The sequence below is a fragment of the Streptomyces sp. NPDC048659 genome (assembly GCF_040650575.1).
Classification (GTDB): Bacteria; Actinomycetota; Actinomycetes; order Streptomycetales; family Streptomycetaceae; genus Streptomyces.
Genome location: NZ_JBEZHM010000002.1, coordinates 57,084 through 81,195, shown reverse-complemented (window position 1 = coordinate 81,195; position 24,112 = coordinate 57,084). Strand labels below are relative to the sequence as shown.

Below are 24,112 nucleotides of genomic sequence, written 5' to 3'. Positions count from 1 at the left end.
GCCCACCCGGACCCCGGCCACGCCACCGTCGCACCGAAGCGCGAAGGACGAACGCGTGACCTTTCCTCGGCAATGGCGTTGACCGGATGACGGCTTCGCAGGTGGGGAAGGGGTGCGTCGATGCGTCACAGGCTGAGGCTCGGGGAGGGCGAGGCCGCCCGTACCGCGTGCGCGCCGGGCCTGATGCGTAAGGGCGTGGTGGAGCGGACCGGGGAGTCGCTGCCGTCCACAGCGCTGGCCGAGCGCGTCGGCTGGTGCCTCGACCTGGTGTCCGGCATGGCCGCCGAGCTGATGTCCCGCCACTGGAACGCCAAGGACGTGGACGCGCTCGCCTCGGGCGTGGACGACGCGGGCCGCAAGCTGCCGTCGCACGCGTGGATGGCGCTGCGGCGCCTGGGCTGGACCGTCGCCGCCCCGGCGGGTGTGCAGGTCCACGACCGCATCGCGCGCATGGCCCAGGAGCAGGCCGGCCGAGTGCTGAGGTCGGTGAAGTGGCGGGTGGACCTCACCGCCGGCATCCTCGCCACCTGGCCCGCGGCCCCCGCCGGACGCACGGGCGCGGAATGGGAGGCGGTTCGTGGAGCCGTGCCCGGCGGTACACACCTTCCCTCCAGCGTCATCACGTCCCGCAGCCGGCAGATCGCCGCGTTCACTGCAAGGAGCGGACACCTTCCCGCCGATGCGTTCGAGCTGGAGGCCACGCCCCGGACCGCACGCCTGCTGCCGCTCTCCGCGTGCGACGCGCAGCAGGCCACGTTCGAACGGCACGAGACCGATCCGCGCCGGGCCCTGCTCAGGCTCCGGCTGCCGACCCGGCCCGATCCTCGCTCCTACGGCGACTGGGCCTGGGTGTCCTGTCCCGTCACCTTGCCACCGACGATCCCGCCGAGCGCGGTACTGCACCTGCCCACACTGCGGGTCCGCTCGGGCCGGGTGCGGGTGGATCTCGCCTACACGTACGCCGTACCCAGGCCCGCCCGGTCCGGGCACACGGTCGCCCTGGGCGTGGACTGGGGCCTGAACTCCCTGCTGTCGGCGGGAGCCGTACGGCTGCGGGGCGACGGCACCCTCACCGCCCACGGTGCGGGCGGCATGTTCCGGGCAGCCGGAATCCTCGCCAAGCAGCACCGGCTCCGTCGGCTGTCCGAGCGCCTGCACGCCAAGGCCGCCCACTACCGGCGGATCATCGGCGGCGAAGCCGCGCACCCCCTGACGGCCAGGCACGGGATTCTGGCCGCCGAGATCCGGCACGTGTCCGAGCGCCGCTCGCACCTCAACGACGCGCTCGCCCGGACGGCCGCCCGCTGGGCCGTGGACCAGGCCATCGCCGCCGGCGCGAGCGTGGTCTACGTCGAAGACCTCCGCTCGATGGAGGCGCGGGGCATGGGCCGCACGATGAACAGCCGCCTGTCACAGACGGTGCGCGGGCGGATCACGGACCGGATGCGGCACCTCGCCGCCGAGGTCGGCATCGCCGTCGTGACCGTACCCGCGAAGAACACCTCCCGGCAGTGCCCCCGGTGCCTGGTGCCCTTGCGGCACCGCAAAGCCCCCGACCGCCCCACCGTCCCCGGCTGGAAGTGGGCCGCCTGCCCCGGATGCGGCTGGCAGGGCGACCGCGACCAAGGCGCGTGGCAGCGCATCGCCGCACGCGGCCTGGTCCATCAGGCGAGGACCGTCACCGACCGGGCCGGTGCGGCTCCATGGCCGTCCGGACGGTGGTCGACGGTCTCGACATCCGCGCCGTGGTGACCCCCGCGGTGAAGACCAGCCGGAAGGACCGGCACAAGACCGGCCCCACCCGGCGACGAGCAGGACACCCCGCGCCCAGGCGACGCGGGGCTCCCTCCCCCGCCGGGCCCCAGGCCCGGACGGGCAAGCGTCCGGAGGGACACGTGCCGCCGGGCCGAACCGGGCTGCCCCGCGCGGCCCATCGGCATCAGGACGTGACGACGACCGGCGAATCCGCCGGCCGCCACCGGCCACGCGGAGCGGCACGGGGTGCGGGCTTCCACCTGCACGTCCACGCCACCCCTCCGCGATGGCAGTGCGGCCAGGCGCACGACACCCCGCGAGGGGCCGCGCAGCCGATCAGAGACGCTAGCTCCGCACCCCTGGACCGCCGAGGACCGGCCCTCTACGCTCTGCACGACATCTGACGGTCAGTCAGCTAGGGGGCCCTGTGACCGACGCCGAGACCGAGACCGCACACGCCCTGGGCGAGTCCCGCACGCTCTGGGAGCTCGTCGAACGCCGGGCCGCCCTCACCCCCGACCGGCCCGTGCTGCTCCAGGGCGACCGGGTCCTCACCTTCGGCGAGCTGCGCGGGCGGGCCGAGCGGTGCGCCGCCGGGCTGTACGGGATGGGGGTGCGGCCCGGGAGTGTGGTCGCCTGGCAGTTGCCCACCCGGATCGAGACGGCGGTGCTGTCCTTCGCGCTGGCCCGGCTCGGGGCCGTACAGACCCCGGTGATCCCCTTCTACCGGGACAAGGAGGTCGGCTTCGCGCTGCGCGAGTCCGGCGCCGAGTTCTTCGCCGTCCCCGGGGTCTGGCGCGGCTTCGACCACACCGGGATGGCCCGGCGGCTCGGCGCGCGCGGGGTCTTCGAGGCGTACGAGCCGGACGCGCTGCCCGACGGGGACCCGGCCGTCCTGCCGCCGCCGCCCGCCTCCGGCACCGACGTGCGCTGGATCTACTGGACCTCCGGCACCACCTCCGACCCCAAGGGCGTCCTGCACACCGACCGCTCGCTGCTCGCCGGCGGCTCCTGCCTGGCGCACGCCCTGCACCTCAGCGACACCGACGTCGGCTCGATGGCCTTCCCGTACGCGCACATCGCCGGGCCCGACTACACGGTGATGCTGCTGCTGTACGGCTTCCCCGCGGTGATGTTCGAGCAGTTCGCGCTGCCGGACGCGCTGGAGGAGTACCGCAAGCACGGCGTCACCGTCGCGGGCGGCTCCACCGCCTTCTACTCGATGTTCCTCGCCGAGCAGCGCAAACAGCCCGGCGAGCCCGTCATCCCCACCCTGCGGCTCCTCGCGGGCGGCGGCGCGCCCAAGCCGCCGGAGGTCTACCACGCGGTCGTGCGCGAGCTGGGCTGCCAGCTCACCCACGGCTACGGCATGACCGAGGTCCCCATGATCACCATGGGCGACCCGGGCGACACCCCCGAGAACCTCGCCACCACCGAGGGCCGCCCGCCCGCCGGCATGGAGATCCGGATCACCGCCGCCGGCGAGGTCCGGCTGCGCGGCGAGGCCGTCTGCCGCGGCTACCTCGACCCGGCGCAGACCGCCGCCGCCTTCGACGAGGACGGCTTCCTCATCACCGGCGACGTGGGACACCTCACCCCGGGCGGCCACCTCGTCCTCACCGGCCGGATCAAGGACATCATCATCCGCAAGGGCGAGAACATCTCCGCCAAGGAGATAGAGGACCTCCTCCACGAACACCCCGGCGTCGGCGACGCCGCCGTGATCGGGCTGCCCGACCCCGAGCGCGGCGAACGCGTCTGCGCCGTGATCGAACAGCCCCCCGGCGCCGAGCCGCTCACCCTGGAGGCCGTCACCGCCTTCCTCCGCGCCGCCGGCCTGTCCGTGGTCAAGCTGCCGGAGCAGCTGGAGCTGGTCGACGCCCTGCCGCGCAACGAGACCCTGCGGAAGGTCCTCAAGTACAAGCTGCGGGAGCGGTACGCCTGAGCCGCCGCCCCGGACCCGCCCCGCGGGCCGCCCGGCGGGCCGCCCGGCCGTAATTCCACGCCGGAGGCGGAGGGTCCTGTTAGCCTCGAAAGGACGTGACCGTACGACGAGGAGCGTGGCGACATGGCGGGTGACGACGACATCTCCGGGTGAGTCCCGGTTCCGGCAGGCCGCGGAGGCGCGTGTGAGCGCCGTGCCGCCGGCCCCGTAGTCGTCCCCTCCTTCCGCCCCGGCACGGGCAGTGTTCCGTCCTGCCCGGCCTCCTCCCGTACGAGGTCACCCGTATGTCTTCCGTCTCTTCCGGCTCTTCCGTTCCTTCCCGCGCCTCCGTCGTCTGCTCCCGGCTCTCCTTCTCCTGGCCCGACGACACCACCGTCTTCACCGACCTGTCCTTCGCCGTCGGCCCCGGCCGCACCGGCCTGGTCGCCCCCAACGGCTCCGGCAAGAGCACCCTGCTCAAGCTGATCGCCGGCGTCCTGCGCCCCCGCGCGGGCACCGTCACCGTCGACGGCACCCTCGGCTACCTGCCGCAGAGCCTCCCGCTCACCGCCGGGCTCACCGTCGCCGAGGTGCTCGGCGTCGACACCGTCATCCGGGCCATCGACGCCGTCGAGTCCGGCGACGTCGCCGAGGAGCACTTCACCGCCATCGGCGACGACTGGGACATCGAGGAGCGCACCCGCGCCCAGCTCGACCGCCTCGGGGTCGGCGGCCTCGCCCTCGACCGGCGCCTCGGCACCCTCAGCGGCGGCCAGGCCGTCTCCCTCGGGCTCGCCGGACAGCTCCTGAAGCGCCCCGACGTGCTCCTCCTCGACGAGCCCACCAACAACCTCGACCTGGCGGCCCGGCACCGCCTCTACGACGTCCTCACCGACTTCCGCGGCAGCCTGCTGCTCGTCAGCCACGACCGCGCCCTGCTCGACCGGATGGAACGCATCGCCGAACTCGACCGGGGCGAACTGCGCCAGTACGGCGGCGACTTCACCGCCTACGAGGAGGCCGTGCGGGCCGAGCGGGAGACCGCCGAGAAGAACGTGCGCAGCGCCGAGCAGGAGCTCAAGCGGGAGAAGCGGGAGATGCAGCAGGCCCGCGAGCGCGCCGAGCGGCGGCAGAGCAACGCCGCCCGCAACCTCAAGAACGCCGGGCTGCCCCGCATCTTCGCCGGGAACATGAAGCGCGGCGCCCAGGAGTCCGCGGGCCGCGCCGGGCAGACCCACGCCGGGCGGGTCGGCGACGCCCAGGCGCGCCTGGACGAGGCCGGGCGGGCGGTCCGCGACGAGCAGCGGCTCGTCCTCGACCTGCCCGGCACCGACGTGCCCGCGGGCCGCACCCTCTTCACCGGCGAGGGGCTCCAGGTCCGGCTCGGCGACCGGCCGGTGTTCGCCGAGCCCGGCCTCGGCCTCACCGTGCGCGGCCCCGAGCGGATCGCGCTGACCGGGCCGAACGGGGCGGGCAAGAGCACCCTGCTGCGCCTGATCGGCGGCGGGCTCGACCCGGACTCCGGCACGCTGCGGCGGGCCGACGGGCGGGTCGCCGTCCTCTCCCAGCGCCTGGACCTGCTGGACCAGGAGCGCACCGTCGCCGAGAACTTCGCCGCCTTCGCGCCGCAGCTCCCGGAGGCCGAGCGGATGAACCTGCTCGCCCGCTTCCTCTTCCGCGGCGCCGGGGCCCACCTCCCGGTGGGCGCCCTGTCCGGCGGCGAGCGGCTGCGCGCCACCCTGGCCTGCGTGCTGTACGCCGAGCCGGCCCCGCACCTGCTGCTCCTGGACGAGCCGACCAACAACCTGGACCTCGTCTCCACCGGCCAGTTGGAGAGCGCCCTGAACGCCTACCGGGGCGCCTTCGTCGTGGTCAGCCACGACGAGCGCTTCCTGCGAGAGATCGGCGTGACCCGCCGACTGCTCCTCGCGGACGGGGTCCTGACGGACACGGGGGTCTAGGGCCTGTCGTCACACTCCCGTCTGCCTCGCGACGCCATGCCGCCCTCCGGGCGACGACGGGATTTTGACGACAGGCCCTAGGAGGCGCGGGCCGCCGGGGACGGCGGGCGCAGCGGCTCGGCCCGCTCGTCGAGGGCCGCGGGGAGGTCCGCGTACACGTCGAAGAGGCGGCGGACGCCGAGGGCGGCGAGGACGCGGTTGACGTGGGCGGCGTCCTCGGCGCCCCGGGCGGGCAGGACCATCCGCAGCCGCCCGCCGCAGGAGCGCATCAGGCGGCGGGCGGCGATCAGCACGCCGACGCCGCTGGAGTCGCAGAAGAGGACCCCGGACAGGTCGAGGACCACGTCGCGCCGGCCGCCCGCGACGGCGGCGTGTACACGTCTGCGGATCTGCGGGGAGGTGACCAGGTCCATCTCGCCGCTGACGCGCAGCACGGTCCATGGGTTCTGCTCGGCCTCGTCGACCCGGATCGTCACAAGCGGAGCCTTTCAAACGGAGGCAGTGCTTCCTGCTGGTCTCCCGCTGCCCCGTCGCGGCGCCGCGAAACCCCCGGAGCCGAGCTTGCCCCGTTCCTTACCATCCGCCGATCCGTCAAGGGCGCACTTGTGGCAAAGAGGAGTGCGCCGGGTTCCGGCCCATTACTTTGGTGAGGGAACCGGGTCAGGAGGGCCGGGCGTACGGAGGGGCCGGGAGGGTTTCGGATGGCGAAGGACACACCACCGCGCTGGGACCGCAGGATGCAGCAGCGCCTGGCCCGCGGCGAGGCGGCGGCCCTCGGCGAGCTGTACGACCGCTTCGCCTCCCTCGTGCACAGCCTCGCCCACCGCGTGCTCGACGACGAGGACGCGGCCGACCAGATCACCCGCGAGGTCTTCGGCTACATCTGGGAGAACCCCGACGCCTACGACCCCAAGCAGGGCAACATGCGCGCCTGGGTCGCCCGGCTGACCCAGCGGCAGGCCGTGCACCGGCTGCGGCAGAACGAGGCCGTGGCGTACGCGGAGCGCGGCGAGGGCTCGGCGGAGGAGCTGGAGCAGAAGGTGCGGCGCGCCTCGGTCGCGGCCCGCGCGGACTACATCGTCACCTCCATGCCCACCCCGCTGCGCCAGGCCCTGGAGCTGGCCTACTTCCAGCGCCGGGACTACCGGCAGACCGCCGCCGACCTCGGCGTCACCGAGGACGAGGCGCGCCGCCGGCTGCGGCTCGGGCTCCAGCTGCTTTCCACCGCCCACACCCGCGCGATCGAGGGCTCCCCGCCGCCCGGCTCCTACGGACGCCCGCTGTGACCGGGGCGAACGGCGACCCCGAGGAGACCGCCCGCGCCCCGCGGATACCGGGCCCGCGGTGGGCCGCCGACGACCACGCGGAGCTGTCGCCCCCGGACCCCGCCCCGGCCCCGGAGCCCGCGGCGCCGCCCGAACCGCTGCCGCACCGGGTGCTCAAGTCGCTGCTCGGCGCCTGGGCGCTGTCCGCGTGCTCGGCGGAGGAGACGCAGGCGGTCGAGGACCATCTGACCGAGTGCGCGCCCTGCGCCGAGGAGGCGCTGCGGCTGCGGGACGCGGTCGGGCTGCTGCACGCCGAGCGCGAGCTGGACCTGGATCCGCTGCTGCGCTCGCGGGTGCTGGAGAACTGTCTGGGCCGGCGCCCGGCCCGTATCCCGGTGCCCGCCTGGGCCACCCCGTACGACGCCGAGACCGCGCGGCTGGACGCGCTGCTGCGGGACATCGGCGAGCCGGAGTGGCACGCCCCGGTGCGGCTGAAGTGGTACGAGGACGAGCGCCGGGTGAACCGGAAGACGACCGTGGCCGGGGTGATCGGCCATCTCCTCGCGGTGGACGGCCTGGTGGCGGCGTCGCTCGGCCTCGACGACCCGCTGGGCGCGGGCATCGGCGAGCTGTCGCCGACCGAGCGGACGGAGGCGTACTGGTCGGGCTCGTCCCGGCCGCCGACGCGCGCGATCCGCGAGCCGTGGCGGGAGCAGAGCCACACCCTGATCCGCACGGCCGCCTTCGCGGGCCGCGGGGTCGGGGAGCTGACGGTGACGTACGGGGAGTTCGCGCTGCCGCTGCGGGACTCGCTCCTGGAGCGGGCCTTCGAGTGCTGGGTGCACGCGGGGGACATCGCGCAGGCGGTGGCCTATCCGTACGAGCCGCCCAGCGGGGCGCACCTGCACGGGATGATCGACCTGGCGGCGCGGCAGCTCCCGGGCGCCCTCGCCGTGCGGCGGCGCTCGGGTCTCGCGGCCCCGGCCCGCGAGCTGGTCGCGGCCGGTTCGCCGGGCCGCTCGCTGCACCTGGAGATCGAGGGCGCGGGCGGCGGGCACTGGTACATCGCGCTGGACTCGCCCGCCGCGCTCGGCTCCCGCGAGCGCACGGTGGCGCAGGTCGCGATGGACGGCGCCGAGTTCGGGCAGCTGATCGCGGGCCACATCTCGCCGGAGGAGGCCGCCGCGGGGCAGGACGGGGACCGCGAGGCGATCCACGACGTGCTGTGCGCGGCGGCGTCGCTGAGCCGGATGTAGCCGCCGGGCCGGGCCTACGCGAAGACGACCGTGCGGCGCCCGTTGAGCAGGATGCGGCGCTCCGCGTGCCACTTGACCGCGCGCGCCAGCGCCTGGCACTCGACGTCCCGGCCCACGGCGACGAGCTGGTCGGGGGTCACCTCGTGGCCGACCCGCTCGACCTCCTGCTCGATGATCGGGCCCTCGTCGAGGTCGGCCGTCACGTAGTGGGCGGTGGCGCCGATGAGCTTCACGCCGCGCGCGTGCGCCTGGTGGTAGGGCTTGGCGCCCTTGAAGCTCGGCAGGAAGGAGTGGTGGATGTTGATGATCCGCCCGGAGAGCCGCTTGCACAGGTCGTCGGAGAGCACCTGCATGTAGCGGGCGAGGACGACCAGCTCGACGTTCTCCTCGTCGACCAGCGCGAGGAGCTCGGCCTCGGCCGCAGCCTTGGTGTCCTTGGTGACCGGGATGTGCCGGAACGGGATGCCGTAGGAGCCGACGAGCTCCGCGAAGTCGGTGTGGTTGGAGACGACCGCCACGATCTCGACGGGCAGCGCCCCGATCCGCGAGCGGAACAGCAGGTCGTTGAGGCAGTGGCCGAACTTCGACACCATCAGCACGACGCGCATCCGCTCGTCGGCCCGGTTGATCTGCCAGTCCATCGTGAACGAGTCGCCCACCGCGGCGAAGCTGGCCCGCAGCTTCTCCACCGTGACCGGCGCCTCCGCCGAGAAGTGGACCCGCATGAAGAAGAGACCGCTGTCCCGGTCCCCGTACTGCTGGCTGTCCTCGATGTTGCATCCCGTGATGAAGAGATAGCTCGACACGGCGTGCACGATGCCCTGCTTGTCGGGGCAGGAGAGGGTGAGGACGTACTGGTCGGTCATTGGCCCAGCCTGCCACACCGGACCGGCCCGCCCGTGCCGCCGTCCGTCAGGCGGAACGGGTCATGATGCGCAGGATCTCCAGGGAACGCGGGGGTGTCTCGGGGTCCTCGCCGTCCGCCGTCGCCATCCTTACGTGTGCCTCGCGGGCGGCCCGGACCGCCTCCGGCCAGCCGTGGTGCTCCAGATACGCGGAGACCCGGGCGTCCGGCCCGACCTGGTGCATGATCCGCAGGACCCGCAGCACGGCGACGTCCACGAGCGCGGCCTCGGCGGAGTCGCGGAAGATCGTCCCCACGTACTTCTCGGCCGTCCAGTTGTCCAGCCAGGTGTCCTCGACCAGGCGGTAGACGGCGTCGGTGACGTCCCCGTATCCCTCCTGGCCGGCCAGCCAGGTCGTCTCGTGGAACCCCGGGTCCGAGAGCATGTGCAGCGCCGAGCGCACGTTCGCGCGCCAGCGCCACCACGGCATGTCGTTGAGAGGCATGTCGCCCATGGTGGAGGAGCGACGGCCGCGACGGGAAGAGTTCACCGAAGGGGAGGTGGTACCGGACATCTTTCGATCGTACGTTCCCGCACCGACAGGCCCCCTCCAGGGTTCGGCGGCCCCCGTAATTCACCTTCTCGTCACCCACCGTTGAAACGCGCTCACTCCCGCGTTACCCAGGGGGCGGAAGTGTGCGTGAGCATGACCGGCAGGCGACTCACCTCACTCCTCGCGTACGTCACGACAGCGGCGGCGGGTGCGTCGCTGCTCACCGGCTGCGGCGTACTCCCTGGGGCCACGGGGGGCTCCAGGGAGCCCGTCACCGTCATGACCTGGGCGCCCGACCAGACCCGCGCCACCAACATGCCCGGCATGCCCGCCATGGCCCAGACCTACGCCCGCTGGGCCAACAGCCAGGGCGGCCTCGACGGGCACGAGCTGCGCGTCCTGACCTGCAACGAGCAGAACACCCCGGCCGGCGCCGCCGCCTGCGCCCGGCGGGCCGTCCGCGAGGGCGCCGTCGCCGTCGTCGGCTCGTACAGCCAGAACGGGCGCGCCTTCATGGCCCCGCTGGAGGCCGCAGGCATCCCGTACATCGGCGGCTACGGCATCGCGGAGGACGAGTTCACCTCCCCGCTCTCGTACCCCGTCAACGGCGGCCAGGCGTCGCTCATCGCCGGGCACGGGATGCAGCTCGCGGCCGGCTGCCGCAAGGTCTCGCTGGTCCGCCCCGACACCATCGCGGGCGACAAGCTGCCCGACCTGCTCAACTCCGGCCTGCGCAAGGCCAGCGGCCACCAGGCCGTCGACATCCCGGCGGTCGAGGACGCCGCCGAGTACACCGCGCAGGCCGACCGGGCCCGCACCCGCGCCGGGGGCGAGGGCGGCTGCGTCACCGCCGTCCTCGGCGAGCGCACCCAGACCTTCTTCGACTCGTTCCGGCGCCTCCCGCAGGAGGAGGGGGACGACAAGAGCGGCGGGGACGTGCGGATCTCGTCCGTGCTCGGCAGCGTCGGCCAGCCCCTCATCGACCGCACCGGCGGCGCCCGCAGCCCCTTCGAGGGCGCCTACGTCACCGGCTGGTACCCGGAGGCCGCCGACAAGAGCTGGGCGCCGATGCGCAAGGTGATCCAGGAGCACGCCTTCGTCGACAACCGGGTCGACCCCACCGACGCGGGCGTGCAGACCACCTGGATCGCGTACACCGTGCTCAGGCAGCTCGTCGAGTCCCTCGACAGCGACCGGATCAGCGCCGTCCAGCTCTCGCACGCCCTCGACAACGGCGTGCGGGTCGACACCGGCGGGCTGACCCCGCCGCTGCGCTGGCGGTACGACGACCTGCTCGGCGCCCCCGGCTTCCCCCGGATCGTCAACCACGACGTGACGTTCCAGGTGGTCCGCCAGGGGCGGCTGGTGGCGCAGAAGCCCGGCTTCGTCGACGTCGGCGCGACCGTGCTGGCCGCGCCGTAGCGCCTCCTACAGCTGGGTCTGGGCCCGCTTGCTCAGGCCGTACTTCTCGGCGGTCGGGTTCCACAGCCCGGCCGCCTCGCGCTTGGCCGCGCTGGCCTCGCCGCTCGCCTTGTTGGCCTCGGCCAGCTCGGGGGTCGAGCGGGCCCGGTCGCCCTTGCAGACCTTCTTGCTCTTCGCCTGGTCCGCCCAGGCCGCGTAGTGGTCGTCGGCCGAGGCCGAGGCCCGCCACGCCTTGGTGAGGGCGGCGGTCAGCGCCCCACTGTCCGGGATCTTGTCCACGGACAGCTTCTCCAGCCGGGTGACCAGCCCGCGCCGCTGCTCGGCGGCGCCGCGCAGGTCGGAGGCGGCCTGGTCCAGGTTGGAGCAGGTCTTGATGGCCTCGACCGAGCGGATCACCGCGTCGCGGCTGCTGTTGCTGTCGGCGAGCAGCTTGTCCAGCTCCTTCGCCTGCGCCTCGGCCGGGTCGGCGGCCTGCTCCTTCGCGTCCCCGCCGGAGGCCGGGGCGGAGGACCCGGCGGCCACGTTCTGGCTGCCCTTGGCGTCGTCCTTGGTCTTCTCGTCGCCGCCGCTGAACAGCATCCCGGCGCCGAGCCCGACGACCGCGCAGCCCGCGACGACGGCGGCGATCAGCGCGAGGGGCGACTTGCGGCGCGGCTCGGGCTCGTCGCGCCCGTCGCCCCCGTCGTAGTACGCCTCCTGGAAGCCGCCGTACTGCTGCGGGGGCTGCGGCGGCTGGTGCTGGTGCTGCTGCGCGTGCAGCTGCACCGAGGGCTGCTGGTGCTGCACCACCGGCTGCGCGGGCGGCGGCGTCCGCTGCGGGTCCTCGCTGCGGAACAGGTTCTCGAAGTCGGCCAGCGGCGGGCGCTCGGCGGCGGCCTGCGGCATCGGCGGGACCGGCGCGGCCGGCGGCGCCTGCTGGGACGGTACGGGCGCGATGTACTGGGTCGCCGCGAGGTCCGGGCCCGGGGCGACGGGGCCCGGGGCGACCGGCGGGATCAGCTGCGTCGCCTGCGCGTCCGAGGCCGCCGGCGGCACCGGCGGCAGGAACTGCGTGGCCTGCGCGTCGGCGGCCGGGGGCTGCTGCGGGTAGCCGTACCCCGGCTGCGGCGGCGGGGCCTGCTGGTACGGCGGCGGATAGCCGTACCCCGGCTGGGGCTCGGCGTACTGCTGCGGCGGCGGGTAGCCGTAGCCCGGCTGCGGCGGCGGGGGCGCCGCCGGATAGCCGTAACCGGGCTGGGGCTGCGGGGCCCCCGGCGGCTGCGCCGGGACCGGCGGCAGGTACTGCGTCGCCTGGGCGTCGGGGAACCCGCCGGGGGGCACCTCGGGGGGGAGGGGCTGAGCGGCCGGATACTGCTGCTCCGGCCCCTGTCCGCTGTGCGTCACCGGGACTCCTACTGCTGCCTGCTGATGGACCTGCGTACCTACGGAAGCGTCGGCCCACGCTACCGGGTGCGCCCCCGGCCCCGCACACACGTGTGACAGAGGTGTGACGCAGGACGCGCCGCGCCGACCGGGGCCGTCCGGGGCCCGCCCCGGGCCGCCCCGGGCCCCGGCTACGCCGCCTGCAGCTCCAGCCTCGCCCCGAACTCCCGCACCACCGCCTCCCCCGCGTACGGCTCCAGACGGTCCCGCAGGTCCTCCAGGTACTCCATGCCGCGCGTGGAGCGCAGCGTGGTGAGCAGCTCCAGCGCCCGGGTGCCCGTCTGGCACGCCTGCTCCACCTCGCGCTGCTGCACCTGCGCCGAGGCGAGCAGCGCCAGGCCGATCGCGCGCCGCCTGGCCCGGGTCTCCGGGTGCCCGGCCAGCGAATCCCGGGCCGCCCGCGCCGCCGCCCGCGCCTGGCCCAGGTCCCGGTGCCCGTGCGCCAGCTCGTCCGCCAGATAGGCGCCGTCGAAGTGGGCGATCCAGTCCGGGTCGTCGCCCTTCTCCGGGTCGGCCTGCGCCAGCGCCTCCATCGCGCGCCCGGCCACCGGCTCGAAGGACGACACGTCGCCGAGCAGCGCGTGGCCCCGGGCCTCCGCCGCCAGGAACATCGCCTGCGCGCGCGGCGTGACCCGGCCCCGCGCGCCCTCCTGCGCCGCCCGCGCCAGCTGCGCGATCTCGCGCGGGTTGCCGAGCTGGGCCGCCAGGTGGCTCATCGACGCGGCCAGCACATAGCCGCCGTACGCCCGGTCCCCGGCCGCCTGCGCGAGGCGCAGCGCCTGGATGTAGTAGCGCTGGGCGAGCCCCGGCTGGCCGGTGTCCACCGCCATGTACCCGGCGAGCTCGGTCAGTCGGGCGACCGCCGCGAACAGCTCCCGGCCGACCGCCTCCCGGTACGAGCCGGAGAGCATCCCCGACACCACGCTGTTGAGGTAGTGGACGACCACCGGGCGCACGTGCCCGCTGCCGAAGCGCCGGTCGAGGTCGACGAGCGCCGCCGTCATGGCCCGTACCGCCGCCACGTCCGAGGGCCCCACGCGCGCCCCGGCGGCCCGGGCCACCTGCGGGTCGGCGCCGGTGATCAGCCAGTCGCGGCTGGGCTCGACGAGCGCGGAGGCGGCGACGGCGGAGCCGGACAGGAAGTCCCGGCGGCCCACGTCGCTGCGCCACAGCTCGCAGACCTGCTCGATGGCGCCGAGCACGGTCGGCGCGAACTGGAGGCCCACACCGGAGGCGAGGTTGCGGCCGTTGGCCATGCCCACCTCGTCGATCGTGACCGTGCGGCCGAGTTTGCGGCCGAGCGCCTCCGCGATCACTCCGGGCGCCCGGCCGCGCGGCTGCTGCCCGCGCAGCCACCGCGCCACCGAGGTCTTGTCGTACCGCAGGTCGAGTCCGCGCTCCGCGCCGACCATGTTGACCCTGCGGGCGAGGCCGGCGTTGGAGCACGCGGCCTCCTGGATGAGCGCCTGCAGCCGTTCGTTGGGCTGGCGGGCGACGAGTGGCCTGGCTGCCATGATGACTAACCCCCTGAGGCCGTGCGGTGATCAACGACAGGACTGATCAATGCCCGGCAGATATCCGGTCAATGCCGATGTGAACACGCGAAACCGGACACGTCGGTCGCGAGCGCCTCCGGGGCGCGCGCCGCACCGGCGCCCTCCCGTTCCGTCCCTACCCGCCCACCGCTCCCCCGCCCCGCGCGCGCCCCCGCCCGTGCAACCGTGCGCCCCACATGCAGGATCGATGCTCCAGACCGCTCCGGCCCCCGCCCGTAACCCCAGGTGGCGGCGGGAGTTGAGTTCGACGTGGAAGAGACCATGGGAGTCACGGACGCCGCACAGATCCCCAAGCAGCGGGGCGAGCTGCTGCTGGACAACGCCGTGCGGTACGCGGAAGAGCGCCACTGGGACGTGTTCCCCGGGACCTGGCTGGAGGCGGTCGAGGGCAGGGAGCGCTGCTCGTGCGGCGCGGACGCGTGCGCCTCGCCCGGCGCGCACCCCGCGCGGCCCGACTGGTCGACCCAGGCCACGGGCAGCGCCGTCGGCGCCCGCCGGATGTGGTCGAAGCAGCCCAAGGCGTCGATCCTGCTGCCCACCGGGCGCACCTTCGACGCCCTGGAGGTCTCCGACTCGGCCGGCTTCCTCGCGCTGGCCCGCATGGAGCGCATGGAGCTGACGCTCGGCCCGGTGACCTGCACCCCCGACCGCCGGATGTTCTTCTTCGTGCTGCCCGGCGCCGCCGCCAAGGTGCCCGACCTGGTGCGCAAGATGGGCTGGGTCCCCTCCGCCATCGACCTCGCGACGCGCGGCGAGGGCCACTTCGTCGCCGCGCCGCCCACCCGGGTCGGCGGCTTCGGCGCCGTCCAGTGGGCCCGCAAGCCCACCGCCGCGAACCGCTGGCTGCCCGACGCGGAGGAGCTGATCAGCGCCCTCGCCTACGCCTGCGGCCGGGAGGCGGCGGACGCCCGGGGGCGCGCCGGCTGACCTCCGGCCCGGCCCCTCAGGCCCTTCGACCTTCGGGCCTTAGGACCATATGGCCGGATCAAGTGCGGCCGTAAGGTGGTTCCCGTCAGACGGGGACCACCGAAGGGTTGACGCAGCATGATGCCTGACCAGGCATTTGACGGAGTGTTCGAAGCGGCGGGCGAGGCACAGGGGACGGGTGCGGCGCCCGCCGTCCGGGTCGAGGGGCTGTGGAAGCGTTTCGGCCAGCAGATCGCGGTGAACGGGATCGATCTCGTCCTGCCCGCGGGCAAGTTCATCGGCCTCGTCGGCCCCAACGGCGCCGGCAAGACCACCACGCTCTCGATGATCACCGGCCTGCTCCGCCCCGACCACGGACGCATCCAGGTCGCCGGCCACGACGTCTGGGCCGACCCCGAGTCGGTCGCCCAGGTCAAGGCCCGGATCGGCATCCTGCCCGAGGGCCTGCGGCTCTTCGAGCGCCTCTCCGGGCGCGAACTCCTCGCGTACAGCGGGCGGCTGCGGGGGCTGCCCGGCGCCGAGGTCGACAAGCGCGCCACCCAGCTCCTGGAGGTCCTCGACCTCGCCGGGTCCCAGCACAAGCTGGTCGTCGACTACTCGACCGGCATGCGGAAGAAGATCGGCCTGGCCGCCGCGCTGCTGCACAACCCGGAAGTCCTCTTCCTGGACGAGCCGTTCGAGGGCGTGGACCCGGTGTCGGCGCAGACCATCCGCGGCGTCCTGGAGCGCTACACCTCCTCCGGCGCCACCGTCGTCTTCTCCAGCCACGTCATGGAGCTCGTGGAGTCGCTGTGCGACTGGGTCGCCGTGATGGCCGCGGGCCAGATCCGCGCGCAGGGCCCGCTGGCGCAGGTCCGCGGCGACGCGCCCTCGCTCCAGGCCGCGTTCCTGGAGCTGGTCGGCGCCAACGGGCGGGAGTCCGGCGAGTCCCTCGACTGGCTGGGCGGTTCGGGCCGATGACCACCGCCACCGCGCCCGTCCCCTCGCTGACCTCCGTCTTCGTACGGCTCAAGCTGTCCCTGCTCAAGAACGGGCTCAAGCAGTCCGGCGGCCGGACCGCCGCCTACGTCCTGTCCGTCGTCTTCGCCGCCGTCTTCGCCATCGGGCTGCTGATCGGCTTCCTGGTGCTGCGCGGCCACGACGACGCGGCGACCGTCACCGTGCTGCTCGCCGGGATCCTGACGCTCGCCTGGACGGTCATGCCGCTGTTCATCGCGAGCGGCGACGAGACCCTGGACCCCTCGCGGCTCGTCATGCTGCCGCTGCGGCCCCGCCCGCTGGTCCGCGCCCTGCTGGTGGCCTCGCTGGTCGGCATCGGACCCGTCTTCACCCTGGTCGTCGGTGTCGGCGCGGCCCTCGCGGTCGCGCGCGGCGCCGCCGGGACCGTCGCCGCCGTCCTCGCCGTACCGCTGGTGGTGCTGGTGTGCGTGGCGCTCTCCCGGTCGGTGGCGGCGGCCAACGTACGCCTCCTCACCTCCCGCAAGGGCCGCGACCTCGCCGTGCTCTCCGGCCTCGTCATCGCGGTCGGGATGCAGCTCGTCAACTTCGGCGCGCAGCGGCTCAGCGAGGCCGGCGGGCTCAGCGCCGTCGAGCCCGCCGCCCGGGTCGTGGGCTGGCTGCCGCCCGCCGCCGCCGTCTCCGCCGTCGACGACGCCGGGCGCGGCGCCTACCTGCCGGCCGCGGCCAAGCTGCTGCTGACCGCCGCCGCGCTGGCCGGGCTGCTCTACTGGTGGCAGCGGAGCCTGGTGCGCCTGATGGTCGAGCCGGACGGCTCCACCGTCGGCGCCGCCGCGCCCGCCGCCAAGGACAAGGCGTCCTCCGGGCTGCTCGGCCGGATCCTGCCGGGCGGGCGCACCGGCACCGTCATGGAGCGCAGCCTGCGCTACATCTGGCGGGACCCGAAGACGAAGGCCGCGTGGGTGACCTCGCTGGCCATCGGCGCGATCATCCCGGTCTTCAACGCCCTCCAGGGCACCGGCACGATCTACTTCGCGTGCTTCGCCTCGGGGATGCTCGGCATCCAGATGTACAACCAGTTCGGGCAGGACACCTCGGCCTTCTGGATGGTCGCGCAGACCATCGCGACGAAGGCCGACGCCTACGCCGAGCTGCGGGCCCGCGCGCTGGCGCTGCTGGTGATCACCGTGCCGTACACGGCGCTGGTGACGGCCGTGACGGCCGGGATGCTGGACGCCTGGCACCAGCTGCCGCAGGCGCTGGGCCTGGCCTTCGCGCTGCTCGGCGCGATGATGGCGACGGGTTCGGTGGCCTCGGCGACCTTCCCGTACTCGATCCCGCAGGACAGCGCGTACAAGAACGTGGCGCCGGGGCAGGGCGGGCTCGCCTGGATGTCCATCTTCGGCGGCATGATCTCGGCGGCGGTGCTGTGCGCGCCGGTGATCGTCCTGATGCTCTTCCTCCACTTCGAGACCGACGGCGGTCTCATGTGGCTGCTGCTGCCCGTCGGCGTGCTGTACGGCGGGCTGATCACCTGGGCGGGGCTGAAGCTGGCGGCCCCCCGGGTGTCGGGGCGGCTGCCGGAGATCCTGGCGGCGGTCAGCAAGGGCTAGGCCGCTTCCGCCGCTTGTACGGGAAGGGCCGGGCTCCTCGTGGAGGGGTCCGGCCCTTTCGTGTGCCCCGGGGCGGGGCTTCAGCGGGTCAGCGGGGTGGCCTCGGACACGCGGGTCAGCTTGTGCGGGTTGCGGACGTAGTACAGGCCGCCGACGCGGTCGTCCTCGACGCGGACCGCCATGACGCCGTCGATCTCGCCGTCGGTGCGGACGAGGAGCGCCGGGTTGCCGTTGAGCAGGGTGGGCTCGCAGGTGACCGTGACCCCCGCCTTGGCGGAGCCGCCGAGGTAGAGGCGGGTGAACTTGTCGGCGCCGACGATCGGGCGCACCGCGGCCTGGCGGATGCCGCCGCCGTCGCTGAGGACCACGACGTCGGGGGCGAGCACGTCGAGCAGCCGCTGGGGGTCCCGGCTCTCCAGCGCCTGGCGGAAGGACTCCAGGACCGCGCGGGCCTGGCGGGCGCTCACCGTGGTGCGGGGGCGGCGGGCGTCCACGTGTGCGCGGGCGCGGTGGGCGATCTGGCGGACGGCGGCCGGGGTCTTGTCGACGGCGGCGGCGATCTCGTCGTACCCGACCTCGAAGACCTCGCGGAGCACGAACACGGCCCGCTCGGTGGGCGAGAGCGTCTCCAGGACCAGCAGCAGCGCCATCGACACGCTCTCCGCGAGCTCGACGTCCTCGGCCACGTCCGGGGTGGTGAGCAGCGGTTCGGGCAGCCACTGCCCGACGTACGCCTCGCGGCGGCGCTTCACGGTCCGCAGCCGGTTGAGGGCCTGCCGGGTGGTGATCCGGACCAGGTAGGCGCGCCGGTCCTCGACCCCGTCCAGGTCCACCCTGCTCCAGCGGAGCCAGGTCTCCTGGAGGACGTCCTCGGCGTCGGCGGCCGAGCCGAGCATCTCGTACGCGACGGTGAAGAGGAGGTTGCGGTGCGCGACGAAGGTGTCGGTCGCCGGGTCGGCCGGTGTGTCCCCTTGGGCGTTCATGAACGCATCGTGGTCGGCGGGTCCCATGGCGCGCTAGCCCTTGCGGGCGGGGGCCGGGGCCGTCGTGGCGGCGGCCCGGAGGGACTTCGCGCGGGCGGGGCCGCCCGAGCCGGTGTGCAGACGGTACGAGCCGGGCTTGCGGCCCTCCTTGGCCAGGTGCTCGGGGACGAACGCGCACACCGTCTCCTTGAGCTTCGCGCCCAGGGCGCCGCCGATGTGGAACCACACCGCCTCGTCGGACCGGTTGGCGAACTGGAAGACGCCCGCGCCCCGGCCGAGGCTGAGGCACTGGGCGGCGAAGTGCTGGTGGAGCGGGGCGGGCCGCTCCCCGGCGAGCCGGCTGAGGACCGTGTCGGCGGCCCGCGCGCCCATCGGCATCGCGGACTGGCAGCCCATCCGCAGCGGCACCCCCGAGGGCGCCGCCGAGTCTCCCGCCGCGATGACCCGGTCGTCGTCGACGCTGGTCAGCGTCTCGTCGGTGAGCAGGCGGCCCAGCGCGTCGGTGGCGAGGCCGCTGCGCGCGGCCAGGTCCGGCACGCCGAAGCCGACGGTCCAGACGGTCAGCGCGCCCGGCAGCGCGCGCCCGTCGGCGAGCGTGACGCCGTCCGCGCGCACCTCGGCGACCTTGGCGCCGGGGCCGTCGGCCACGGTGACGCCGAGGGCGGCCAGCCGCCCGGCGACCGAGCGCCGGCCGCGCCGGTGCAGGTACGGGCCGAGGGCGCCGCCGCAGACCAGGGTCACCGGGCGGCCCGCCTCGGCCAGTTCGGCGGCCGTCTCGATGCCGGTCGGCCCGGCGCCGACGACGAGGACCGGGGCGGTGGCGGGGACCGCGTCGAGGGCCGGGCGCAGCCGCTCGGCGTCCTCCAGCGTGCCGATCGGGTACGCGTGGGCGGCGGCCCCGGGGACCTCCGGGTCGGCGGTGCCGCTGCCCGCCGCGTAGACCAGGTAGTCGTAGGAGAGGGTGCCGCCGCCCGCCAGCTCGACCCCCCGGCCGGGCGCGTCGATCCGGGTCGCGGAGTCGACCACCAGCCGGACCCGCTCGGCCAGGACGTCCGCGTAGGCGATGACGGCCGGGTCGGTGCCGCCGACGAGCTGGTGCAGGCGGACCCGGTGGACGAAGGAGGGGCGCGGGTTGACCAGCGTGACGGTGAGGTCCTCGCGGGTGGTGAGGCGGTTGGCGGCCATGACGCCGGCGTAGCCGCCGCCGATGACGACGACGTGGGGGGTGGCGGTCGTGGGGGCGGGGGTGGCGGGGTGCTCGTTCATGGTGGCTCCTCCGTGGTGGGCGGTTCGGACACAGGACACCGGGCGGGCCCGTCCTGTGACACCGTGTGGCCCGGCTCACATCCCCGGCCGCGTCCGGGCCCGCGCCCCGGCCCGTGTCCCCGCTCTGAACGGAACGTTCCGGTCGATCGGCCGCGCGGGAGAATGCTCCAACTCGGAACATTTCCCGCGTTCCCGCAGGCCAGGGCGTCCTTCACGGTTGAACGGCCGGGCGCCACGCCCGGACCGCCGCTCCTCCCCGCCGCCGCGCACCCGCCCCGAGCTGCCCGAACTACCGGTCGGTAGGCCGCCGTTCGCACGTACGGCCGGAAAGCGGTGAGCGAGCGTGCGATCACCCTCCGCGTCGACGAGACTCCCGTCCGTATCCGCACCTCACACGCGAAGGGACACCCCCGTGCGTTACTTCCGTACCCTGGGCGCCACCGCGCTCGCCACCACCACCGGCCTCGCCCTCATCGCCACCGCGATCACCAGCGACGCCGAAGCCGAGGCCGCGCCCGCCGGGCTCTACCCGCCCTCGGCCCTCGTGCTCACCGTCGGCAAGGGCGAGCGCGCCGCGACGGCCACCGTGGACCGCGCGGTCACCCTGGTCTGCTCCCCCACGCCCGGCGGCACCCACCCGGCCCCGAAGGAGGCGTGCGCGGAGCTGGTGACGGTCGGCGGCGACCTGTCGCGGCTCGCGGGCGGCTTACCCGGGGAGCGGCCCTGTACCCGCGAGTGGGACCCGATCGTGGTCACCGGCGCCGGGGTCTGGCGGGGCAAGCGGGTGAACTGGACGGCCCGTTACGGCAACGCGTGCGAGCTGCGGGAGAAGACGGGCGAGCGGTCGGTCTTCGCTTTCTGAGACCACCGGTGATCGCGTACGCGAAGGAGGCCGGGCCCCGGGCGGGGTCCGGCCTCTGCGGCGCGTGGGGCGGGGCTCTCGGGCGCCTTCAGGCGTCCTCAGGCGCCCTCAGGCATCCTCAGGCGTCCTCAGTACGAGGAGTACGTGTTGAAGGCGTCACCCACCCAGGTGGCGAAGTACGGCGAGCGCATCTGGGTCGGGGCGGTGGCGCTGTCCACGTTGCTGTTCACGCCGTTGACCCAGCCGCTGTAGTAGACGTTGTCGTCCTTGCCGAAGATCCAGGGGCCGCCGCTGGATCCGCCGGTCATGTTGCACGGGATCTTGATCTGGTCGGCGACGGACGCGCTGCGCTGGGAGCTCGTGGCGCCGCAGAAGTACTGCCACTGGCCGTCGAAGGGCGGGGCCTGCGGGTAGCCCATGGAGGTCACGTACCGGTCCTTGGACTGGTTCCACTGGAGGCCGAGTCCGCCGACCGCGTTGACCAGTTCGCCGCTGGAGTTGGGCGCGGTGATGACGATGCCGAGGTCGTAGCCGAAGTTGCCGCTCTGGGTCCAGCCGTTGAAGGCGACCAGGGTCTCGGCCGACCAGGTGCCGTAGGGGCGGTTGCCGTGGTCGTAGTACGGCACGAACTGCCAGTTGGAGTTCCAGGACTGGCCGGGGCCGCCGTGGACGCAGTGTCCGGCGGTGAACACCATGTTCTTGTTGGTGCTGTTGACCGCCGACCCGGAGCAGACGTAGTCCTTGCCGTCCGAGCCGGTGAAGAAGACCTTGCCGACGACCTGGGTCGCGCTGACCTTGATCCCGATCCCGCCGGGCGCGGGCGCGCCGCCCGCCACCGGGTCGGAGCCGGTCGCGGCGGGCCCGGTGGGCTTGCGCGGGGGCGCCGGGACGGCGGGGGCGCCCTGCGGGGCCCGGCCCACGCGCTCGGCGGGGACGGCGCGGGCCATCCGCTCGGGGGTCCAGTACTCCGTGAGCCGCGCGGAATCGGCGCGCGGTACGGCGTGTTCGACCGCGGCGGCGGGGCCGGAGGCGGCCGCCGCGGCGGCAGTGGGGGTGGCGGCGGTCGCGGCGGTCGCGATCGCGGTGGTGGGGACCAGGAAGAGGGCGACGGCGGCGGCGAGGCCGGCCGCGAGGGAATGCCTGCGTCTGTGGCGTATGCCCGACACGTGTACACCTCGATCTCCGTTGCTGGCATGAACACGTAATGCTGGGCGGGCGCGGGAAGGGCGTCAACGGAGTCCGCGCGGGTATGGCCGGTTCCCGGGACACGGCGGCCGGTTATGGGGCCCTGACCTGGGGGGTTGGCCTAGACCTGGGGCGGGGCCGGGCCGGGTGGCGCCGGGGTGGTCCGCGGCGGCGCGAGACGGTGATCACGTACGCCCCACTCGAACGCCCTTCCGGCCCTAGGCTCGGCCTCTCCTGCCGCATTTGAGGAGACGCCACGTGATCAAGCTCGCTTCCGCCGTCACGCCCCCGCTGCTGGTCGGCGCCACGCTGGCCTCGTCGGTCAGCGTCGCGCAGTCGGTGTTCTGGGAGACCGTCGACCAGCTCTGGTACGTCTGCCAGCCGGACGGCACGCCGGAGGACATGGACCGGGTCACGGTCTCCCGGCTGACCGTCGACGGCGTCCTCGTCGACAGGATGCACATAGGCCGGTCCGGGCACGGCACCGGGCTCTGTGTCGAGCGGACCGCCGCCGGGACGTATCTGTGGGCCGGTTCGATGCCGAACGGCGGCTGGGCCACGGCGCTCGCCCGCATCCCGTACGCGGAGAACGGCACCGCCGACGCCTCCGACCCGTCCGTCGTGCGCACCCCGCGCACGGGCGTGTACCGGGTCTCGGCCGCCATCGACCCGACCCGCAACCACCTGGTCTTCCGCTGGCAGTCGAACAACGTGCCCTCGCCGTCGGCGGTCGGCGGCATCGACGCGTACGACCTCGGGCTCGCCGCCACCGGCATGTTCTCGCGGGTGCGGTCGACGAACTTCGAGGCGAGCGGGAAGACGCTCCAGGGCTTCACGAGCCTGGGCGACCGGCTCTACTTCCTGTACGGGGACCAGAACATCGACAACTTCCTCGTGACCAGCGTCGACTGGGCCTCCGGGGCCGTGCTCCAGTCCCAGCCCGTCACCGCCTTCCCGGGCATCGCCTACCGCGAGCCCGAGGGCATCTGCGTGTACGAGGACACCCTGGCCTTCGGGATCGCCGGACGGCCGGACGGCGTGCGCCAGTTGAACGTGGCCCGCTTCCCGCACCCCGGGACGAACCCGTGGGTGGAGATCTCGTACGACAACGTCGCCTACCCCCCGAACAGCAACAACTACAAGCCCCAGTACCGGATCGACGGCGACCGGGTGCACCTGCACTTCTCGGTGGACAAGAGGGACGGGACCGCCTGGGCGCAGGGCGAGGTGCTGTTCACGCTGCCGCCTCGGGTGCGGCCGAACCGCACCCAGCGGCTGGTCGGCGTGGTCGGCGGCGGCGCCGTCAACGGCGACACCATGGCCGTGCGCTTCGAGGTCGCCGCGGACGGCAGGGTGACCATCTGGGACGAGCGCAGCCTGATCGGCTGGGTGGGCGCGGACGTCAGCTTCTGGGTCTGCTGACGCCCTCGGCACGGGCCGGGCGCGCGGGCCGGGCGCGCGGGCCGGGCGCGCGGGCCGGGCGCGCGGGCCGGGCGCGGGCTTAGCGGAGGAGGCCGTCGAGGAGGGCGGCGGCCTCGGTCCGCGTGCGCTCGTCCGTGTGGCCCGGCTCGGCGAGGGCCAGCGGGCGGGGCAGCGCGGTCGCCGAGGGGTGCACGACCGCCCCGTAGCGGGCCGGGCGGACCCGGCGGGCGCGGACGTCCTCCTCGGTCGCGTACGTGACGTCGTACCCCGCCTCCTCCAGCCAGCGGGCGGTGCTTGTGTCCGTGCCCAGCGTCCCGGGCATCCCGAGGCCCGGGTAGGGGCGCCGGCCCGCGTAGCTCAGCGGGACGACGGCCAGCACGTCGGAGCGGCGGGCGGGCTCGCGGACCACGAACGGCGTGTAGGCGCGGCGCCCTTCGGAGGTGGTGAGGACGGCCAGGAAGAGGCCGGATATCCAGTCGGCGGGGATCCGGGTCCGCCACTCGCGCCCGTCGGCGGGGACCTCGGCCACCGTGCGCAGGTGGCGGGCGCGGTCGCCGCCGTAGTGGCCCAGCCGGTAGAACGCCACCTCGCAGGTGCCGCCCGCGCGCGCGGAGACGCGCAGCGCGAGCTCCTGGCCGGGCTCGACCGAGGCGGCGCGCGCGTACCCCTGGATCTCGGGGCGGCTCGGGTCCACGCCGCAGGTCTCGCCGCTGCCGACGGTCCAGGTGTCGGAGCCCGCCGCCCCGTTCTCCCGGACGACGGGGTTGTCGCCCGTGTGCGGGCCGGCCGGGGGCAGCGGCCCGGCGGCGGCCGTGCCGGGGGCGGCGACGGCGAGCGCCGCGGAGGCGGCACCGGCCGCGAGCAGGACCGTACGGCGAGCGAGCTGCATGGGGACCTCCGGGTCCGGCGTCACTGGTCGCGCGGGCGGCCCGACGGCC

At 74.4% G+C, this 24,112-nt stretch carries 20 protein-coding genes; 11 read left to right on the top strand and 9 right to left on the bottom strand.

Annotated features, from left to right (window positions below; all coding sequences use genetic code 11):
* The first annotated feature begins 120 nt into the window (after positions 1–120).
* The 3 genes from AB0C99_RS01950 to AB0C99_RS01940 all read left to right on the top strand — a co-directional run bounded on the left by AB0C99_RS01950 (position 121) and on the right by AB0C99_RS01940 (position 5,640).
* Complete coding sequence (locus tag AB0C99_RS01950; RefSeq protein WP_362468231.1) at positions 121–1,752, top strand: transposase; 1,632 nt, start codon at positions 121–123, stop codon at positions 1,750–1,752.
* 430 nt (positions 1,753–2,182) lie between these two features.
* Positions 2,183–3,700, top strand: coding sequence for an AMP-binding protein (locus AB0C99_RS01945; protein WP_362468229.1), 1,518 nt, complete (start codon positions 2,183–2,185; stop codon positions 3,698–3,700).
* Positions 3,701–3,984: 284 nt separating this feature from the next.
* The gene (locus tag AB0C99_RS01940) at positions 3,985–5,640 is read left to right on the top strand and encodes an ABC-F family ATP-binding cassette domain-containing protein (RefSeq protein ID WP_362468227.1); all 1,656 of its coding nucleotides are present in this window, start codon (positions 3,985–3,987) and stop codon (positions 5,638–5,640) included.
* A gap of 77 nt (positions 5,641–5,717) precedes the next feature.
* Here the strand turns inward: AB0C99_RS01940 and AB0C99_RS01935 are convergent, their stop codons facing one another.
* Positions 5,718–6,116: an STAS domain-containing protein gene (locus AB0C99_RS01935; RefSeq protein WP_362468225.1), complete on the bottom strand. Its 399-nt coding sequence runs from the start codon at positions 6,114–6,116 to the stop codon at positions 5,718–5,720.
* A 225-nt stretch (positions 6,117–6,341) separates the two neighbouring features.
* On the opposite strand from AB0C99_RS01935, the gene AB0C99_RS01930 reads away from it, so the two are divergent.
* Positions 6,342–6,926, top strand: a complete 585-nt coding sequence (locus AB0C99_RS01930) for a sigma-70 family RNA polymerase sigma factor (RefSeq protein WP_362468223.1) — start codon at positions 6,342–6,344, stop codon at positions 6,924–6,926.
* Positions 6,923–8,161 (top strand): maleylpyruvate isomerase N-terminal domain-containing protein, encoded by a 1,239-nt coding sequence (locus AB0C99_RS01925; protein WP_362468221.1) that lies wholly within the window; start codon positions 6,923–6,925, stop codon positions 8,159–8,161. The genes AB0C99_RS01930 and AB0C99_RS01925 overlap by 4 nt, the downstream gene beginning before the upstream one ends.
* A 14-nt stretch (positions 8,162–8,175) precedes the next feature.
* Here the strand turns inward: AB0C99_RS01925 and purU are convergent, their stop codons facing one another.
* Positions 8,176–9,027 (bottom strand): formyltetrahydrofolate deformylase, encoded by an 852-nt coding sequence (purU, locus tag AB0C99_RS01920; protein WP_362468219.1) that lies wholly within the window; start codon positions 9,025–9,027, stop codon positions 8,176–8,178.
* 46 nt (positions 9,028–9,073) lie between these two features.
* The gene (locus AB0C99_RS01915; protein WP_362468640.1) at positions 9,074–9,520 is read right to left on the bottom strand and encodes a hypothetical protein; all 447 of its coding nucleotides are present in this window, start codon (positions 9,518–9,520) and stop codon (positions 9,074–9,076) included.
* 192 nt (positions 9,521–9,712) lie between these two features.
* Between AB0C99_RS01915 and AB0C99_RS01910 the strand changes: the two genes are divergently transcribed.
* Positions 9,713–10,981, top strand: coding sequence for an ABC transporter substrate-binding protein (locus AB0C99_RS01910; protein ID WP_362468217.1), 1,269 nt, complete (start codon positions 9,713–9,715; stop codon positions 10,979–10,981).
* A 6-nt stretch (positions 10,982–10,987) separates the two neighbouring features.
* Here the strand turns inward: AB0C99_RS01910 and AB0C99_RS01905 are convergent, their stop codons facing one another.
* Both AB0C99_RS01905 and AB0C99_RS01900 read right to left on the bottom strand, forming a co-directional pair.
* Positions 10,988–12,364: a hypothetical protein gene (locus AB0C99_RS01905; protein WP_362468215.1), complete on the bottom strand. Its 1,377-nt coding sequence runs from the start codon at positions 12,362–12,364 to the stop codon at positions 10,988–10,990.
* Between the two features lie 170 nt (positions 12,365–12,534).
* Positions 12,535–13,917 (bottom strand): transcriptional regulator, encoded by a 1,383-nt coding sequence (locus tag AB0C99_RS01900; protein WP_362468213.1) that lies wholly within the window; start codon positions 13,915–13,917, stop codon positions 12,535–12,537.
* A gap of 303 nt (positions 13,918–14,220) precedes the next feature.
* Here AB0C99_RS01900 and AB0C99_RS01895 point away from each other — a divergent pair, with 303 nt between their 5' ends.
* The 3 genes from AB0C99_RS01895 to AB0C99_RS01885 all read left to right on the top strand — a co-directional run bounded on the left by AB0C99_RS01895 (position 14,221) and on the right by AB0C99_RS01885 (position 17,456).
* Entirely contained in the window at positions 14,221–14,886 is a 666-nt protein-coding gene (locus AB0C99_RS01895; RefSeq protein WP_362468211.1) for a bifunctional DNA primase/polymerase, read from the top strand.
* Between the two features lie 117 nt (positions 14,887–15,003).
* Entirely contained in the window at positions 15,004–15,846 is an 843-nt protein-coding gene (locus AB0C99_RS01890; protein WP_362468209.1) for an ABC transporter ATP-binding protein, read from the top strand.
* Positions 15,843–17,456, top strand: coding sequence for a transporter (locus AB0C99_RS01885; protein ID WP_362468207.1), 1,614 nt, complete (start codon positions 15,843–15,845; stop codon positions 17,454–17,456). The genes AB0C99_RS01890 and AB0C99_RS01885 overlap by 4 nt, the downstream gene beginning before the upstream one ends.
* Positions 17,457–17,536: 80 nt before the next feature.
* On the opposite strand, the gene AB0C99_RS01880 is transcribed toward AB0C99_RS01885, so the two are convergent.
* Both AB0C99_RS01880 and AB0C99_RS01875 read right to left on the bottom strand, forming a co-directional pair.
* Positions 17,537–18,439 carry an RNA polymerase sigma-70 factor gene (locus tag AB0C99_RS01880; protein WP_362468205.1) on the bottom strand — a complete coding sequence of 301 codons (903 nt, stop codon included), beginning with the start codon at positions 18,437–18,439 and terminating at the stop codon, positions 17,537–17,539.
* A 33-nt stretch (positions 18,440–18,472) separates the two neighbouring features.
* Positions 18,473–19,705: an FAD-dependent oxidoreductase gene (locus AB0C99_RS01875; RefSeq protein ID WP_362468203.1), complete on the bottom strand. Its 1,233-nt coding sequence runs from the start codon at positions 19,703–19,705 to the stop codon at positions 18,473–18,475.
* Positions 19,706–20,117: 412 nt separating this feature from the next.
* On the opposite strand from AB0C99_RS01875, the gene AB0C99_RS01870 reads away from it, so the two are divergent.
* Complete coding sequence (locus tag AB0C99_RS01870) at positions 20,118–20,567, top strand: SSI family serine proteinase inhibitor (protein WP_362468201.1); 450 nt, start codon at positions 20,118–20,120, stop codon at positions 20,565–20,567.
* 128 nt (positions 20,568–20,695) lie between these two features.
* Here AB0C99_RS01870 and AB0C99_RS01865 read toward each other — a convergent pair whose 3' ends face one another.
* Complete coding sequence (locus AB0C99_RS01865) at positions 20,696–21,733, bottom strand: hypothetical protein (protein ID WP_362468199.1); 1,038 nt, start codon at positions 21,731–21,733, stop codon at positions 20,696–20,698.
* Between the two features lie 277 nt (positions 21,734–22,010).
* On the opposite strand from AB0C99_RS01865, the gene AB0C99_RS01860 reads away from it, so the two are divergent.
* Positions 22,011–23,174: a hypothetical protein gene (locus AB0C99_RS01860; RefSeq protein ID WP_362468198.1), complete on the top strand. Its 1,164-nt coding sequence runs from the start codon at positions 22,011–22,013 to the stop codon at positions 23,172–23,174.
* 79 nt (positions 23,175–23,253) lie between these two features.
* Here AB0C99_RS01860 and AB0C99_RS01855 read toward each other — a convergent pair whose 3' ends face one another.
* Positions 23,254–24,063: a N,N-dimethylformamidase beta subunit family domain-containing protein gene (locus AB0C99_RS01855; protein ID WP_362468196.1), complete on the bottom strand. Its 810-nt coding sequence runs from the start codon at positions 24,061–24,063 to the stop codon at positions 23,254–23,256.
* Between the last annotated feature and the right edge of the window lie 49 nt (positions 24,064–24,112).

Excerpts from the sequence above, each read along its gene's own strand:
- AB0C99_RS01880 (WP_362468205.1), bottom strand. The coding sequence starts at position 18,439 with ATGAACGCCCAAGGGGACACACCGGCCGACCCGGCGACCGACACCTTC.
- AB0C99_RS01940 (WP_362468227.1), top strand. The coding sequence starts at position 3,985 with ATGTCTTCCGTCTCTTCCGGCTCTTCCGTTCCTTCCCGCGCCTCCGTC.
- AB0C99_RS01895 (WP_362468211.1), top strand. The coding sequence starts at position 14,221 with ATGGGAGTCACGGACGCCGCACAGATCCCCAAGCAGCGGGGCGAGCTG.
- purU (WP_362468219.1), bottom strand. The coding sequence starts at position 9,027 with ATGACCGACCAGTACGTCCTCACCCTCTCCTGCCCCGACAAGCAGGGC.
- AB0C99_RS01855 (WP_362468196.1), bottom strand. The coding sequence starts at position 24,063 with ATGCAGCTCGCTCGCCGTACGGTCCTGCTCGCGGCCGGTGCCGCCTCC.
- AB0C99_RS01900 (WP_362468213.1), bottom strand. The coding sequence starts at position 13,917 with ATGGCAGCCAGGCCACTCGTCGCCCGCCAGCCCAACGAACGGCTGCAG.
- AB0C99_RS01950 (WP_362468231.1), top strand. The coding sequence starts at position 121 with ATGCGTCACAGGCTGAGGCTCGGGGAGGGCGAGGCCGCCCGTACCGCG.
- AB0C99_RS01885 (WP_362468207.1), top strand. The coding sequence starts at position 15,843 with ATGACCACCGCCACCGCGCCCGTCCCCTCGCTGACCTCCGTCTTCGTA.
- AB0C99_RS01875 (WP_362468203.1), bottom strand. The coding sequence starts at position 19,705 with ATGAACGAGCACCCCGCCACCCCCGCCCCCACGACCGCCACCCCCCAC.
- AB0C99_RS01930 (WP_362468223.1), top strand. The coding sequence starts at position 6,342 with ATGGCGAAGGACACACCACCGCGCTGGGACCGCAGGATGCAGCAGCGC.
- AB0C99_RS01890 (WP_362468209.1), top strand. The coding sequence starts at position 15,004 with ATGATGCCTGACCAGGCATTTGACGGAGTGTTCGAAGCGGCGGGCGAG.
- AB0C99_RS01910 (WP_362468217.1), top strand. The coding sequence starts at position 9,713 with ATGACCGGCAGGCGACTCACCTCACTCCTCGCGTACGTCACGACAGCG.
- AB0C99_RS01915 (WP_362468640.1), bottom strand. The coding sequence starts at position 9,520 with ATGGGCGACATGCCTCTCAACGACATGCCGTGGTGGCGCTGGCGCGCG.